16 protein-coding genes are annotated in these 14,292 nt (G+C 73.2%); 5 read left to right on the top strand and 11 right to left on the bottom strand.

Translation table 11 applies throughout. The features are described 5' to 3' along the window. From ACFW2Y_RS01325 to ACFW2Y_RS01310, 4 genes are all read left to right on the top strand, one after another. Nucleotides 1–1,235 (top strand): ADP-ribosylglycohydrolase family protein (locus tag ACFW2Y_RS01325; RefSeq protein ID WP_384871759.1); only part of this gene is annotated, 1,235 nt, incomplete at its 5' end. Then, nucleotides 1,232–2,152 (top strand): ribokinase, encoded by a 921-nt coding sequence (gene rbsK / locus ACFW2Y_RS01320; protein ID WP_384871757.1) that lies wholly within the window; start codon nt 1,232–1,234, stop codon nt 2,150–2,152. The genes ACFW2Y_RS01325 and rbsK, both read left to right, overlap by 4 nt. Beyond that, nucleotides 2,149–3,432, top strand: a complete 1,284-nt coding sequence (locus tag ACFW2Y_RS01315; RefSeq protein WP_384871754.1) for a CaiB/BaiF CoA transferase family protein — start codon at nt 2,149–2,151, stop codon at nt 3,430–3,432. The genes rbsK and ACFW2Y_RS01315 overlap by 4 nt, the downstream gene beginning before the upstream one ends. Next, entirely contained in the window at nt 3,429–4,316 is an 888-nt protein-coding gene (locus ACFW2Y_RS01310; RefSeq protein ID WP_384871752.1) for an HpcH/HpaI aldolase/citrate lyase family protein, read from the top strand. Before ACFW2Y_RS01315 ends, ACFW2Y_RS01310 begins: the two co-directional genes overlap by 4 nt. Before the next feature lie 69 nt (nt 4,317–4,385). On the opposite strand, the gene lgt is transcribed toward ACFW2Y_RS01310, so the two are convergent. The 11 genes from lgt to hisI all read right to left on the bottom strand — a co-directional run bounded on the left by lgt (nt 4,386) and on the right by hisI (nt 13,471). Continuing rightward, complete coding sequence (gene lgt / locus ACFW2Y_RS01305) at nt 4,386–5,405, bottom strand: prolipoprotein diacylglyceryl transferase (RefSeq protein ID WP_384871750.1); 1,020 nt, start codon at nt 5,403–5,405, stop codon at nt 4,386–4,388. Between the two features lie 64 nt (nt 5,406–5,469). Beyond that, complete coding sequence (locus ACFW2Y_RS01300; RefSeq protein WP_384871747.1) at nt 5,470–6,291, bottom strand: DsbA family protein; 822 nt, start codon at nt 6,289–6,291, stop codon at nt 5,470–5,472. A 64-nt stretch (nt 6,292–6,355) separates the two neighbouring features. After that, on the bottom strand, nt 6,356–7,180 hold the full coding sequence (gene trpA, locus ACFW2Y_RS01295; protein ID WP_384871744.1) for a tryptophan synthase subunit alpha: 825 nt from the start codon (nt 7,178–7,180) through the stop codon (nt 6,356–6,358). Beyond that, nucleotides 7,177–8,421 (bottom strand): tryptophan synthase subunit beta, encoded by a 1,245-nt coding sequence (gene trpB, locus ACFW2Y_RS01290; protein ID WP_384871741.1) that lies wholly within the window; start codon nt 8,419–8,421, stop codon nt 7,177–7,179. Before trpB ends, trpA begins: the two co-directional genes overlap by 4 nt. A 230-nt stretch (nt 8,422–8,651) precedes the next feature. After that, nucleotides 8,652–8,936, bottom strand: a complete 285-nt coding sequence (gene trpM / locus ACFW2Y_RS01285) for a tryptophan biosynthesis modulator TrpM (protein ID WP_384871738.1) — start codon at nt 8,934–8,936, stop codon at nt 8,652–8,654. A 7-nt stretch (nt 8,937–8,943) separates the two neighbouring features. Then, nucleotides 8,944–9,753 carry an indole-3-glycerol phosphate synthase TrpC gene (trpC, locus tag ACFW2Y_RS01280; protein ID WP_384871737.1) on the bottom strand — a complete coding sequence of 270 codons (810 nt, stop codon included), beginning with the start codon at nt 9,751–9,753 and terminating at the stop codon, nt 8,944–8,946. A gap of 144 nt (nt 9,754–9,897) precedes the next feature. Then, nucleotides 9,898–10,404 carry a DUF2752 domain-containing protein gene (locus ACFW2Y_RS01275; RefSeq protein ID WP_384871734.1) on the bottom strand — a complete coding sequence of 169 codons (507 nt, stop codon included), beginning with the start codon at nt 10,402–10,404 and terminating at the stop codon, nt 9,898–9,900. A gap of 104 nt (nt 10,405–10,508) precedes the next feature. Then, on the bottom strand, nt 10,509–10,763 hold the full coding sequence (locus tag ACFW2Y_RS01270; protein ID WP_384871732.1) for an HGxxPAAW family protein: 255 nt from the start codon (nt 10,761–10,763) through the stop codon (nt 10,509–10,511). Nucleotides 10,764–10,935: 172 nt separating this feature from the next. Then, nucleotides 10,936–11,586, bottom strand: coding sequence for a TIGR02234 family membrane protein (locus tag ACFW2Y_RS01265; RefSeq protein WP_384871729.1), 651 nt, complete (start codon nt 11,584–11,586; stop codon nt 10,936–10,938). Nucleotides 11,587–11,600: 14 nt separating this feature from the next. Then, nucleotides 11,601–13,091: an anthranilate synthase component I gene (locus ACFW2Y_RS01260; protein WP_384871727.1), complete on the bottom strand. Its 1,491-nt coding sequence runs from the start codon at nt 13,089–13,091 to the stop codon at nt 11,601–11,603. 11 nt (nt 13,092–13,102) lie between these two features. After that, nucleotides 13,103–13,471, bottom strand: coding sequence for a phosphoribosyl-AMP cyclohydrolase (hisI, locus tag ACFW2Y_RS01255; protein ID WP_384871724.1), 369 nt, complete (start codon nt 13,469–13,471; stop codon nt 13,103–13,105). An 84-nt stretch (nt 13,472–13,555) separates the two neighbouring features. Between hisI and ACFW2Y_RS01250 the strand changes: the two genes are divergently transcribed. Continuing rightward, a complete protein-coding gene (locus ACFW2Y_RS01250) occupies nt 13,556–14,191 on the top strand; it encodes a TIGR03085 family metal-binding protein (RefSeq protein WP_384871721.1) in 636 nt (211 codons plus the stop codon). The last annotated feature ends 101 nt before the right edge of the window (nt 14,192–14,292 follow it).

The following is a 14,292-nucleotide window of genomic DNA, read 5'->3' as shown; positions in this document are numbered from 1 at the left end:
GCGTCCCGCTGATCAGGTCGCTCGCCGCGCCTCCCCCCGCGCTGCCCGCCGGCCCGCCCCGGCGGGCCGGCGGGACGGACCGCCCGGCACCGCGCTCCGACCGTCCGCGCGCCCCCCGGAGCGCCCCTCCTCCCCCACCCACCCCCCACGAGCACCCGGCCGTCTCGACCGACACCGCACTCCTCGACCGGTTGCACGCCGCCTGGCTCGGGCGGGCCGTCGGGTGCCTGCTCGGCAAGCCCGTGGAGAAGCTCCCCCTCCCCGGCATCCGGGCCCTCGCCCGCGCCACCGGCAACTGGCCCCTCACCACCTGGTTCACGGCCCGGGGCGTCCCCCCGGAACTGCTCGCCGCCCATCCCTGGAACCGTCGCTCCGCCGCTGCTTGTCTCGCCGAGAACATCGACGGCATGCCCGAGGACGACGACCTCAACTACCCCCTCCTCAACCTGCTGCTCCTCCAGCGGCACGGCCGCGACTTCACCACCGCCGACGTCGCCCGCCTCTGGCTCGACGAACTTCCCGCCGGCCGCACCTTCACCGCCGAACGCGTCGCCTACCGCAACCTCCTGGACGGCGTCGAACCCCCGCTGACCGCCCTCCGCCGCAACCCGTTCCGCGAATGGATCGGGGCCCAGATCCGCGCCGACGTCCACGGCTGGACGCGGCCCGGCGACCCGGTGGCCGCCGCCGCGCAGGCACACCGGGACGCACGGCTCACGCACACCGCCAACGGCGTCTACGGGGCCATGTTCGTCGCTGCCGCGCTCGCCACCGCGGCCACCGGCACCGCCGACGTCCACGGGGCGCTGACCGCCGGCCTCGGCGTGATCCCGCCGGACTCGCGCCTCGCCCGGGCGGTCCGCCTCGGCATCGACACCGCACGGGCCCACCCCGAGGACTTCGACGCCGTCGTCGACCGGCTGCACCGCGAGCTCGGCGGGTACCACTGGGTGCATGCCGTCCCCAACGCCGCCCTCCTCGCCGCCGCCCTCACCCACGCCGACGGAGACTTCTCCCGCTCCATCTGCGCGGCGGTCTCGGGAGGCTGGGACACCGACTCCAACGGCGCCACCGCCGGTTCGGTCGCCGGGCTGCTCACGGGCCACCCGGATCGGCTTCCCGAACGCTGGACCGCCCCTCTCAAGAACCGCCTGGCGAGTTCCGTCGCGTCCTTCGACGGCATCGGTTTCGACGCCCTGGCCGAACTGACACTCCTGGAGGCAGTACGCCCATGACCAGCATCGTCGTGCTCGGCAGCACGAACATGGACCTCGTCACCTATGTGCCGCGGGCCCCCGCCCTCGGTGAAACGGTCACCGGCCGCTCCTTCCGGACGGTCCCCGGCGGCAAGGGCGCCAACCAGGCCGTCGCCGCGGCCCGTGCGGGCGCCGAGGTGGCGATGATCGGCGCGGTCGGCACGGACGACTTCGGCGTGCGGCTCCGCGCCACCCTCGAACACTGCGCGGTGGACACCGATCTGCTGCGCACCGCCGAGGGCTCTTCCGGCACCGCCCACGTCGTCGTCGACGACGAGGGCGGCAACGCGATCGTCGTCGTCCCCGGCGCCAACAGCAGCGTCACCTCCCTCACCCACGGCGACGAGGCCCTCATCGGCACCGCTGACATCCTGCTCCTCCAGCTCGAACTCCCCCTCTCCGTCGTCGTGGAGGGCGCCGCCACCGCCCGCCGGCTCGGGGTCCGCACCGTCCTCACCCCCGCCCCCGCCCAACCGCTTCCGCCGGAACTCCTCTCCTCCATCGACCTCTTGGTGCCCAACGAGCACGAGGCCGCCGCGCTCACCGGACTCACCGACCCGCACGCCGCCGCGCACGCCCTGCTGCAGGAAGTCCCCGAGGTGGTCATCACCCTGGGCTCGGCCGGCAGCCTCTACGCGGTGCGCGGCGCCGAGCCGCTCGTGGTGCCCGCACCCCGGGTACGGGCCGTGGACACCACCGGAGCCGGCGACACCTTCGTCGGTGCCCTCGCGGTCGCCCTGGGCGAGGGACGTCCCGCTCCGAGGGCGCTGGCCTGGGCGCAGACCGCCGCCGCCCTCTCCGTTCAACGCGAGGGCGCCTCCACCTCCATGCCGTACCGCGTGGAGATCGAGGCCGCGTTCCTCTCCCCCCACATCCTGGAGGCCGACTCCGCATGACCGTCCCCACATCGGCCACCGCGCCCGACGGCCCGGCAGGCTCCGGGAGCCCCGGCGGACCGGCGCTCCCGGGCCGTCCGCCGACCACCACCCCGGGAACGCCGCTGCACGGGCTGCGCGTCCTGGACCTCGCCACCCTCTTCGCCGGCCCGCTCGCCGCCATGATGCTGGGGGACTTCGGCGCCGACGTCGTCAAGGTCGAGCATCCCCGCACGCCGGACCCGTCCCGTGGCCACGGCCCCGCGAAGGACGGGATCGGCCTGTGGTGGAAGGTCCTGGGCCGCAACAAGCGGGCGATCACCCTCGACCTGTCTTCGGCGGGCGGACGTGAGGTGCTGCTCGCCCTCGCCGCCGAGGCGGACGTCGTCGTGGAGAACTTCCGTCCCGGCACCCTGGAGCGCTGGGGTCTGGGCTGGGAGGAGCTGTCGGCCGTCAATCCGCGTCTCGTCCTGGCCCGCGTCACCGGCTTCGGCCAGTTCGGGCCGTACGCCCACCGCCCCGGCTTCGGCACCCTCGCCGAGGCGATGAGCGGCTTCGCCGCCGTCACCGGCGAACCGGACGGTCCGCCGACCCTGCCCCCCTTCGGCCTCGCCGACTCCATCGCCGCCCTGGCCACCGCATACGCGGTGATGACGGCACTTGCCGCGAGGACGACGACCGGTCTCGGCCAGGTCGTCGACATGGCGATCATCGAGCCGATGCTCTCCGTCATCGGACCCCACCCCCTCTGGTACGACCAACTCGGTTACGTCCAGCCCAGGACCGGAAACCGCTCCCTGAACAACGCCCCGCGCAACACCTACCGGACCTCCGACGGCTCCTGGGTCGCCGTCTCCACCTCCGCCCAGTCGATCGCCGAGCGGGTGTTGCGGCTCGTCGGCCGGCCCGAACTGATCGACGAGCCGTGGTTCGCCGACGGCACGGGTCGGGCCGCACACGCGGACGTCCTGGACGAGGCGGTCGGCTCCTGGATCGCCCGCCACACCCGGGACGAGGCGATGGCGGCCTTCGACAAGGCGGACGCGGCCATCGCTCCCGTCTACGACGTCCGGGACGTGCTGGACGACCCCCAGTACCGGGCGCTGCACACCGTCACCGAGGTGGAGGACCCGGAACTCGGTCCGATCAAGATGCAGAACGTCCTCTTCCGCCTCTCCGAGACCCCTGGAGCCATCCGCTGGCCCGGCCGCCCGCACGGCGCCGACACCACCGCCGTCCTCACCGAACTCGGGCTCACGCCGGCAGAGATCGACGCCCTCCGCGTGCAGGGGGCGGTATGAACCCCCTCCGCGGCCCCGTCGACGGCGAAGGGACCGGCACGGCGAGCGAGGCACCCCCGGGCCCTGCCGCTCCCGGCGCTTCCTCCTCCCGTCCGCCGCTGACCTGGCTGTACGCGCCGGGCGATCGCCCAGCGGTGGTCCACAAGGCCCTGGGCTCCGGCGCCGACGTCGTGATCGTCGACCTGGAGGACGCCGTCGCCCCGCACCGCAAGGCGTACGCCCTCGACTCCACGGTCGATCTGCTGGGGGAGGTCCACCCCGTTCCGGTGCACGTCCGCGTCCACCGTCTGCTCGACATCCCCACCCTGGCCCCCCTCCCCGGCCTCTGCGGTCTCCGTCTCCCCAAGGTGACACACCCCACTGACATCCACCGGATCGCCGGGCTCGCCCCCGGGCTCCCCCTCTATCCGCTCCTGGAGAACGCCCTCGCCGTGGAGCACGCCTACGCCATCGCCACCGCCCATCCCGCCGTGCGGGGAATCGCCCTCGGCGAGGCCGACCTCCGCGCCGACCTGGGGGTGCGGGAGGACGGCGGCCTCGACTGGCCGCGCAGCCGTCTCGTGGTCGCCGCCCGCGCGGCCGGCCTCCCGCCCCCGGTCCAGTCCGTGCACCCGCACCTCGGCGACCCGGTGGCGCTGGCCGCCGACTGCGCCCGGGGCCGCGCGCTCGGCTTCCTCGGCCGGGCCGCCATCCATCCCCGTCAACTCGCGGTCATCGAACGCGCCTACCTGCCCACTGCGGAGGAGGTCGACGCGGCCCGGGAGGTCGTCGAGGCGGCTGCGGCCGAGCGGGGCGCCCTGGCCCTCCCGGACGGCCGCTTCGTCGACGCCGCGGTGGTGGAGGGCGCGCGCCGGGTCCTCGCCCTCGCGGCCCGTGCGGACTGACCCCGCCCCACCGCATGTGAAGGGGCCGCCGGGACCCCTCGGTCCCGACGGCCCCCTGGGCGTGGACGGTCAGCCCTTGGTGGCCGATCCGGCACCGTTCTCTGACTTCTCTGACTTCTCGGGGTCCTCGGGCGCGTCGTCCTTCGGGGAGTCCGCCCCGGGGGCGGTGTCCTCCGGCTCCGCTTCCGACGGCACGCCGTCCGCGGCGGCCTCCGCAGCCCCTCCGTCCTTCCCGACCTCGCCCGGCTTCTCGGCCTGCTCCGCCTTCTGCGCGTCCGCACCCCGCTCCACGACCTCTTCGCGTCCGGGACGCAGCCGCGACGAGAGCACGATGTAGAGCACCGCGAGCAGGAAGACGATGATCGACGTCCACACGTTCAGCCGCAGGCCGAGGACGTGGTGCGCCTCGTCGACGCGCAGGTACTCGGTCCAGACGCGGCCCGTGCAGTAGGCGGCGACGTACAGGGCGAAGGCACGGCCGTGGCCGAGCTTGAAGCGGCGGTCGGCCCAGACGACGAAGAAGCCGACGGCGACGCACCAGAGGGACTCGTACAGGAAGGTCGGGTGGTAGAGCCCGGCCTCGCGATTCGCGCCCTCGGTGATCTTCAGGGCCCAGGGCAGGTCGGTCGGCCGGCCGTACAGCTCCTGGTTGAACCAGTTGCCCCAGCGGCCGATGGCCTGGGCGAAGGCGATGCCGGGAGCGATGGCGTCGGCGTACGCCGGCAGCGGGATGCCCCGGCGACGACAGCCGATCCAGGCGCCCACCGCACCGAGTGCGATGGCGCCCCAGATGCCGAGGCCGCCCTCCCAGATCTTGAAGGCGTCGACCCAGTTCTCACCCTCGCTGAAGTACAGCTGGTAGTCGGTGATCACGTGGTAGAGGCGTCCGCCGAGGAGGCCGAAGGGCACCGCCCAGACGGCGATGTCGGCCACGGTGCCGGCGGTGCCGCCCCGGGCGATCCAGCGCTTGTTGCCGTACCAGACGGCAACGAAGACACCGATGATGATGCAGAAGGCATAGCCGCGCAGCGGGATCGGTCCGAGGTGGATCACGCCGGTCGACGGGCTGGGAATGTAGGCAAGGTCCATGGCAGGACCGACGCTACCCTGCCGGGCGGGCGGGACGGCAGCCCACCCGGCAACGTATGGGTAACTAACCCGCGGAGGGGGACGCCGTGCCGGGCTTCTTGCCCTGATTGGCCTCGGCGACCCACTTCTTCAGGTTCTCCGGTGAGATCTGCTCGTTCCCCTTGGTCGGGAAGATCGATTCCCCGTTGAGGAGGACGGACGGGGTGCCGCGGAAGCCCCCGCTCTGGAAGGCCTCGTTCGACTTCGCCACCCAGCCGTCGTGCGTCCCGTCGTTCACACAGCTGCGGAAGGCGGGCGTGTCGAGTCCCGGGACCTTCGCCGCCAGCTCGATCAGCGTGTCGTTGTTCCCGAAGGCGTCGTCCGTCTCCGGCGGCTGGTTGATGTAGAGCACGTCGTGGTACGCGGTGAACTTGCCGGCGTCCTGGGCGCACGCGGCCGCGTTCGCCGCGCGCAGCGAGCCGCTCCCGCCCATGTTCCTGTCGATGAGGGTGGCCAGGTGGTACTCGGCCTTGAGCGCGCCGGTGGCCTCCAGCTCGTGGATGGTGTCCCGCATGACGTTCTCGAACTGGGCGCACGCCGGGCAGCGGAAGTCCTCCCAGATCGCGAGCGTCGACGGGGCGTCCGTCGCACCGGTGGGGACGGCGGGCTTGTCGCCCTCGACGGAGCCCGTCGGCGCGACCACCGGTCCCGCCTTGTCGGACCCGCCGTCCTTGTCCCCGCCAGCGGCGATCACTCCGACGACCGCGGCCAGTCCGAGGACGCCGACGACCGCCGACGCCACGATCAGGACGCGCCGCTGCTTCTCGCGGGCCTTGTCGCGCTCCCGCTGCTGCTGGAGGCGCTCCCGCGCGCTCCGGTTACCGTCACCACGGTTCTTCTCGCTCACGCCCCAGGCAACGAACCGGGGAGGCACATCCGCGCCTCCCCGACCCGAGATCCACCCGAACGGGCTACGGAGCGCGGCGGACGCCCACGGCGAGTTCGGCCGCCAGTTCCCTTACCGCGGCAAGGCCGGCCGCCTCGTCGCCATCGGTGTCGAGGAGCCGCTGGACGAAGGCGGACCCGACGATGACGCCGTCGGCGAAGCCGGCGACCTCGCGCGCCTGCGTGGCGTTGGAGACGCCGAGGCCGACGCACACCGGCAGTGCGGAGGTGGCGCGGGTGCGGCGGACCAGGTCCGCGGCCTGCTCACCGACCGACTCGCGGGTGCCGGTGACGCCCATGAGCGAGGCGGCGTAGACGAAGCCGGAGCCGGCCGCCGTGATGGTGGCCAGGCGCTCGTCCTTGCTGCTGGGCGCGACGACGAAGACGGTCGCGAGACCGTGCTTGTCAGCGTGCTCGCGCCAGACCTGGGACTCCTGGACCGGCAGATCGGGCAGAATGCAGCCCGCACCGCCGGCCTCGGCGAGCTCCTCGGTGAAGCGCGCGATGCCGTAACGGTCGATCGGATTCCAGTACGTCATGACGAGGACCGGCTTGCCGGTGGCCTCGTGGGCCGCGCGGACCGTCCGCATGACGTCGGCGATCTTGACGCCGCCGCGCAGGGCGATGTCGTCGGCGGTCTGGATGACCGGGCCGTCGAGCACCGGGTCGCTGTGCGGAAGGCCGACCTCCACGATGTCCGCGCCGCCGTCGAAGACGGCCTTGATGGCCTCGATGCCGCCGTCGACGGTGGGGAAGCCGGCCGGCAGGTACGCGATGAGCGCGGCCCGGTTCTCGGCCTTGGCCTTGGCGAGGGTGTCGCCGAGCAGCTGGATGTTGCCGGTGCCGGTCACTTGGAGTCCCCCTCGGCGGTGTCGTAGAGCCCGAAGTAGCGGGCGGCCGTGTCCATGTCCTTGTCGCCGCGCCCGGAGAGGTTCACCAGGAGCAGGGCGTCCTTGCCGAGTTCCTTGCCGACCTCCAGGGCCCCGGCGAGGGCGTGCGCCGACTCGATGGCCGGGATGATGCCCTCGGTGCGGGAGAGCAGCCGCAGCGCCTGCATGGCGGCGTCATCGGTGACGGCCCGGTACTCCCCGCGCCCGCTGTCCTTCAGATAGGCGTGCTCGGGGCCGATGCCGGGGTAGTCCAGGCCCGCCGAGATCGAGTACGGCTCGGTGATCTGGCCCTCGTCGTCCTGGAGCACGTAGGACCGCGAGCCGTGCAGGATGCCGGGCTCGCCGGCGGTGAGGGTGGCCGCGTGCTCACCGGTCTCGACGCCGTGGCCGGCCGGCTCGCAGCCGATCAGCCGCACGTCCGCGTCGGGGACGAAGGCGTGGAAGAGGCCGATGGCGTTGGAGCCGCCGCCGACGCAGGCGATCGCCGCGTCGGGCAGGCGCCCGGTGCGCTCCAGGACCTGGCGGCGGGCCTCGACCCCGATGACCCGGTGGAAGTCGCGGACCATCGCCGGGAAGGGGTGCGGTCCGGCGACGGTGCCGAAGAGGTAGTGCGTCCGGTCCACATTGGCGACCCAGTCGCGGAAGGCCTCGTTGATGGCGTCCTTGAGGGTGCGGCTGCCGGACTTCACGGCGATGACCTCGGCGCCGAGCATCCTCATCCGGGCCACGTTGAGGGCCTGGCGCTGGGTGTCGACCTCGCCCATGTAGATGGTGCAGTCGAGCCCGAAGAGGGCACAGGCGGTGGCGGTGGCGACGCCGTGCTGACCGGCACCGGTCTCGGCGATGACCCGCGTCTTGCCCATGCGCTTGGTCAGGAGGGCTTGGCCGAGCACGTTGTTGATCTTGTGTGAGCCGGTGTGGTTGAGGTCCTCGCGCTTGAGGAAGACCCGGGCCCCGCCGGCGTGCTCGGCGAACCTCGGGACCTCGGTGAGGGCGCTGGGCCGACCGGTGTAGTTGACCATCAGGTCGTTGAGCTCGCGGGCGAACTCGGGGTCGGCCTTGGCCTTCTCGTACTCGACCGCGACCTCGTCGACGGCGGCGACCAGGGCCTCCGGGATGAACTTGCCGCCGTAGGCACCGAAGTAGCCTTCGGCGCTGGGGACCTGACCGTCCGGGTCGGGAATGAAGAACTCGCTGGACATGCGGATGCTCCTCGCGGGGCGGACGCCCCGGAACGCGTGGGGTGGATGGTCACGTGGTGTGCGCGGGACCCTCACGTGCGGCGACGCCCGCACCGCGGAGCCGTCGTCGCGGACGGCCGCCCCGCCCCGGACCTGGTCCGGGAGCTGCGGGGCGGGCGGGCACGACGGACGGCACCCGGTGACGGGTCGGTTCCGGCGGGCACCGGGGAGCCGGGGGCCGGGGCCAGCGACTAGGTGCGGTCGCCGTACGTGAGGACGCGCGCGGGGCACGGGCGCCATCGCATGCCGTTGACCTGGCCGGGCTCGTCGCCGATCACGTACCGCACGCGCCGGCCGAGGACCCGGCGGGCGGGTGCGCGGCAGCCGCGCGGACGGCAACCCCGGGCCAGGGGGGCGTGTGCGGGAACCGGGGCGGCGGCGTTGCGCAGCCGGCCGCGACGCCCGGGTGCCGACGGCACGACGGCGTGCCCCGGGGCGGTGCCCAGGGGTGCCGGCGTGCCGTGGCGGGGGCTCATGGTCGGTTCAGCTCCGACCGTGGCGCAGGGCGGGGTGGGCGCCGGCGGCGACGAGGTCGGCGACGGCGACCTTCGGGTCGCGACCGGTGACGAGGGACTCGCCGACGAGCACGGCATCGGCGCCCGCATTGGCGTAGGCGATGAGGTCGTGCGGCCCGCGGACGCCGGACTCGGCGACCTTGACGATGTGCGCGGGGACCTCCGGGGCGACCCGCTCGAAGGTGGAGCGGTCGACCTTGAGGGTCTTCAGGTCACGGGCGTTGACACCGATGATCCGGGCACCCGCGTCGACGGCGCGCTCGACCTCCTCCTCGTCGTGGACCTCGACCAGCGGGGTCAGGCCGATGGACTCGGCACGCTCGATGAGGGAGACCAGGGCCTCCTGCTCCAGGGCGGCGACGATGAGGAGCGCGAGGTCCGCTCCGTACGCCCGCGCCTCCCAGAGCTGGTACGCGGTGACGATGAAGTCCTTGCGCAGGACCGGAACGTCGACCCGGGCCCGGACGGCCTCCAGGTCGGCGAGGGACCCGCCGAAGCGGCGCTGCTCGGTGAGGACGGAGATCACGGCGGCGCCGCCCGCCTCGTAGTCAGCAGCGAGACCGGCCGGGTCGGCGATCGCGGCGAGCGCCCCCTTGGACGGGCTGGAGCGCTTGACCTCGCAGATCACCTTGACGCCGTCCCCGCGCAGTGCGGCGACGCCGTCCTTGGCCTGCGGCGCCTTGGCGGCGCGCTCCTTGAGCTCGTCGAGGGTGACCCGCGCCTGCCGCTCTGCGAGGTCGGCGCGCACGCCTTCGATGATCTCGTCGAGCACACTCACGCGAGGGGCCCCCTTCTGGGACGGTGACGGTGATGATGAACCAGGTTCAGCCACTTCGATCCTATCCGCAGGACGGCCCCGGACCCGCATCGGCCGGAGTGGCGTCCCATTTGCTGGGACTCCCGCAGGGGTGTCCCCGGTCCCTCAGGGAGCCAGTGCCGCCCCGAAGGGCAGGTTCCGGACCACCGTGAAGACCACGAGGACGGCGCCGATCGCCCACCACCAGCCGGTGGGGACGGCGAGGCGCATGGGGACCCCACGGACGGCGCGAACCAGCCATACGGCCATGAGGACGGCGAAGACTCCGTAGCCGACCACGGCGAGGGCGTTGGCGCCGAAGGCGGTCGCGAGGTCTCCGTGGGCGACGGCGTGGGCGCTGCGGAGTCCGCCGCACCCCGGGCAGTAGATGCCGGTGAACCTCAGCAGCGGGCAGACGGGATAGTGCCCGGGCTCGTTGGGGTCGACGGTCCCCACGTAGGCGAACGCCGCGGCGACCCCGGCGAGCGCACCGACCGGGGCGGCCAGTCGCCGCAGGGGCGAACGGCGGGGCGGGAGCGGCGCCGGGGCGGGCCCACCCGGCCAGGTCCCCGGCGGCACCGCGCCGTTCCTCGCTGTGGGTTCACCCGGCGGGGTGAGATGATCGTCGGTCACGGCTCCGGCCGTCGGCTGCGCGTCCACCCGGTGATTCTCGCTCCTCACGCCCGCGGGCGCAGCCCGGCAGTGCCGGACCGCGCCCGCGGGTGCGTCGTGTCGCGTCAGGCGCGGGCCTTCGCGGTCGCGGTCGCGACCTCGCGGGCGGCGGTGACGTCCGCCGACTCCTTGGGCATGCCGAGGCCCGCCACCTTCATCACGCCGCCGACGATCCCGCCGAGGACGATGACGGCCACGCCGGCCCAGAAACCGGGCAGGTTGGCGGCCACCATGAAGACGCCGGCGACGCAGAAGCCGATGAAGGAGATGATGACACCGGTCCAGGCGGCCGGGGTGTGTCCGTGGGCGCTGCCCGCCATGAGTTGCTCCTCGTTGCAGTTGCTCGATGGTGAGGTCTCGCGTGCGCGGACACTCGGCGTTCATTGTCCCGCACGCGGGCGCGCGGAGGTGAATCGGGGGTGCCGGGACGATCACGCGTCGCGGTCGCCACCGGGATCGGTCGCCCCGACGGGCGTCCGCGCCGGTCCCGGTTCACTCTCCCCCGGTGGGGTCCTCGCCTCGGTCCAGGGCCTTCCACAGTTCCTCGGGCCGGTCCGGGTCGGCGGCGGGCGCCCTGCGGCCGGCACCGGGGGTGCCGGAGCGTTCGTAGCGCCCTCCCATCGCCGGCCAGTTCTTGCCGAAGCGGAGGGCGAGCAGTCCGGCGAGCAGGATGAGGACGGCACCCGCGGCGGTCACGTACGGCCAGGCGGTGTGGGTGAGGTCGGCGACCGCAGCGGCGGTGTCGCCGCTGATCCGGGCGGCCTCAGCGTTCAGCGCGGCGCTGTCGGAGGCGCCGAGGACCGCGGCGAGCGCGGCGCCCGCGCCGCTGAGCGCGAGGAGCCCGGCGACGAGGGTGCGGCCGGTGCGTCGGACGGCGAAGACGGCGAAGAGCGCGGCGAGGCCGACGATCGCGAGGGCGGTCGGCACGCCGGTGACGGAGGCGCCGTCGACCTTGATGGCCACGCTGCCGCCACCGACGGATGCGGCGCCGCCGGCCCAGGTCTGTCCGGCCGAGAGCAGGACGACGGTGGCACCGAGGGCGCCGAGGAGGAGGGCCGCGGCCAGGCTGCGGCGACCACCGGCGGGAACGGCCGCGCGGACGGCACGGGGCTGGGGTACGGGTACGGCACTCACGTACCCCACTATCCCCTACGTGCTCACTTGTCGTTCATCCGGTTGGCGGTGTGGACGGCTCGAAGCACGGCCGCGGCCTTGTTGCGGCACTCGTTGTCCTCGGCGACCGGGTCGGAGTCGGCGACGACACCCGCTCCGGCCTGCACGTATGCGGTGCCGTCGCGGAGCAGGGCGGTGCGGATGGCGATGGCGGTGTCCGCGTCCCCGGCGAAATCGAGATAACCGACACATCCGCCGTACAGGCCCCGTCGGGAGGGTTCGAGCTCCTCGATGATCTGCATGGCGCGGGGCTTGGGCGCTCCGGAGAGGGTGCCCGCCGGAAAACAGGCGGTGAGGACGTCGAAGGCGGTCCGGCCGTCGGCGACCTCACCGGTCACGGTGGAGACGATGTGCATGACGTGCGAGTAGCGCTCGATCGACATGAAGTCGACGACCTCGACGGAACCGGGGGTGCAGACCCGGCCGAGGTCGTTGCGGCCGAGGTCGACGAGCATGAGGTGCTCGGCGCGCTCCTTGGGGTCGGCGAGCAGCTCTTCGGCGAGGTCGTGGTCCTCCTGCGGGGTGGCACCGCGGTGCCGGGTGCCGGCGATCGGGTGGAGCAGCGCCCGCCCGTCCTCGACCTTGACGAGCGCCTCGGGGCTGGAGCCGACCACGTCGAAGCCGTTCTCGAAGCGGAAGAGGTACATGTACGGGGAGGGGTTGGTGGCCCGCAGGACCCGGTACACGTCGAGTGCGGAGGCGGTGCAGGGGGTCTCGAAGCGCTGCGAGGGAACGACCTGGAAGGCTTCGCCGGCGCGGATGCGCTCCTTGATGTCCTCGACGGCGTCCTGGTAGGCGGGGCCTCCCCAGAGGGCGGAGGACGCGGGGAGCTCGGAGGCGGGCAGGGCGGTCGGCGCGGTGGCGACCGGGCGGGCCAGGTCGGCCTCCATGGCGTCGAGGCGGGCGACGGCGTGGGCGTACGCCTCGTCGACTCCGGTCTCCAGGTCGTTGTGGTTGATCGCGTTGGCGATCAACAGGACCGAGCCGTCCCAGTGGTCGAGGACCGCGAGGTCGCTGGTGAGGAGCATGGTCAGCTCGGGGAGCCGGAGGTCGTCGCGGCCGTGCTCGCCGATCTTCTCCAGCCGGCGGACGATGTCGTAGCCGAGGTAGCCGACCATGCCGCCGGTGAAGGGCGGCATCCCCGAGGCCAGGTCGCGGGGGGTGTGGAGGGTCTCGACGGTGGCGCGCAGGGCGGCGAGCGGGTCGCCGTCGACGGGGACGCCGACGGGCGGGGTGCCGAGCCAATGGGCCCGTCCGTCCTTCACGGTGAGGGTGGCGTCGCTGCGGACTCCGATGAAGGAGTAGCGGGACCAGCTCCGGCCGTTCTCCGCGGATTCGAGGAGGAAGGTGCCGGGCCGTTCGGCGGCGAGCTTGCGGTAGAGCCCGACCGGGGTGTCGCCGTCCGCGAGGAGCCTGCGGCTGACGGGGATGACGCGGCGGTCGGCCGCCAGCTTGCGGAAGGTCTCGAGATCCATGGCACGGGACCTTACTGGGAGAGGGGGAGCACGTCGGCGTCGAAGCAGGTGCGGGCACCGGTGTGGCAGGCGGCGCCGACCTGGTCGACCTTCACCAGGAGGGTGTCGGCGTCGCAGTCGAGGGCGACGGACTTGACGTGCTGGACGTGCCCGGAGGTGTCGCCCTTGACCCAGTACTCCCGGCGGCTGCGGGACCAGTAGGTGCAGCGGCCGGTGGTGAGGGTGCGGTGGAGGGCCTCGTCGTCCATCCAGCCGAGCATCAGCACCTCACCGGTGTCGTACTGCTGGGCGATGGCGGGGACGAGTCCGTCGGCGCTGCGCTTGAGGCGGGCGGCGATGGCCGGATCGAGGTCGCTGGGGGTCCGGGGCGTACGGGTCATGGCGCCATTGTGCCGCGCGTCGGGGCGCTGCCCGGCGGGACGTCCACTGGGCGGACCGGCGGTCCCGGTCGTACGCTGGCGGGCATGTCGACCCATGCGAAACGTGAACGGCTTCTGCTCGCCGATCTGTTGGAGGCGGCGGGCCCTGACGCACCGACGCTCTGCGAGGGCTGGCGGACCCGGGACCTCGCCGCCCATGTGGTGGTGCGGGAGCGGCGTCCGGATGCGGCGGCGGGCTCCGTCGTGCCGGCGCTGAAGGAACGGCAGGACCGGGTGCAGGCGGAGTTCGCCGGGAAGCCGTACGAGGAACTGATCCAACTCATCCGGACGGGGCCGCCGCGGTTCTCGCCGTTCACCATCAAGCAGGTGGACGAGGGGGCGAACGTCGTCGAGTTCTACGTGCACGCGGAGGACGTCCGGCGGGCCCAGCCCGACTGGTCGCCGCGCGAGCTGGACCCGGTCTTCGCGGACGCCCTCTGGTCCCGGCTGGAGCGGATGGCCCGGCTCCTCGGCCGCAAGGCCCCGGTGGGCCTGGTGCTGCGCCGCCCGAACGGTCAGACGGCGGTGGCCCACCGCGGCACCCCGGTGGTGACGGCCTCCGGGGAACCGGGCGAGCTGGTGATGTACCTGTACGGTCGCCAGGACTCGGCGAAGGTGGCCCTGGACGGCGAGCCGGAGGCGATCGAGCGGCTGCGGGAGACGAAGCAGCTGGGGATCTGAGCCGAGCTAGTGTCCTGCGCCATTAGTTCGTTGAATTAGTAGGCTGTCTTCATGGCGAAGATGGGGCGGCCGATGGCCGAGCTGGTGTTGTCCGAGGATGA

This window comes from Streptomyces sp. NPDC058877 (genome assembly GCF_042742855.1).
Taxonomy (GTDB): Bacteria; Actinomycetota; Actinomycetes; order Streptomycetales; family Streptomycetaceae; genus Streptomyces.
Note: the sequence above shows the minus strand (reverse complement) of the source record. Positions and strands in the feature narration are given on the sequence as shown.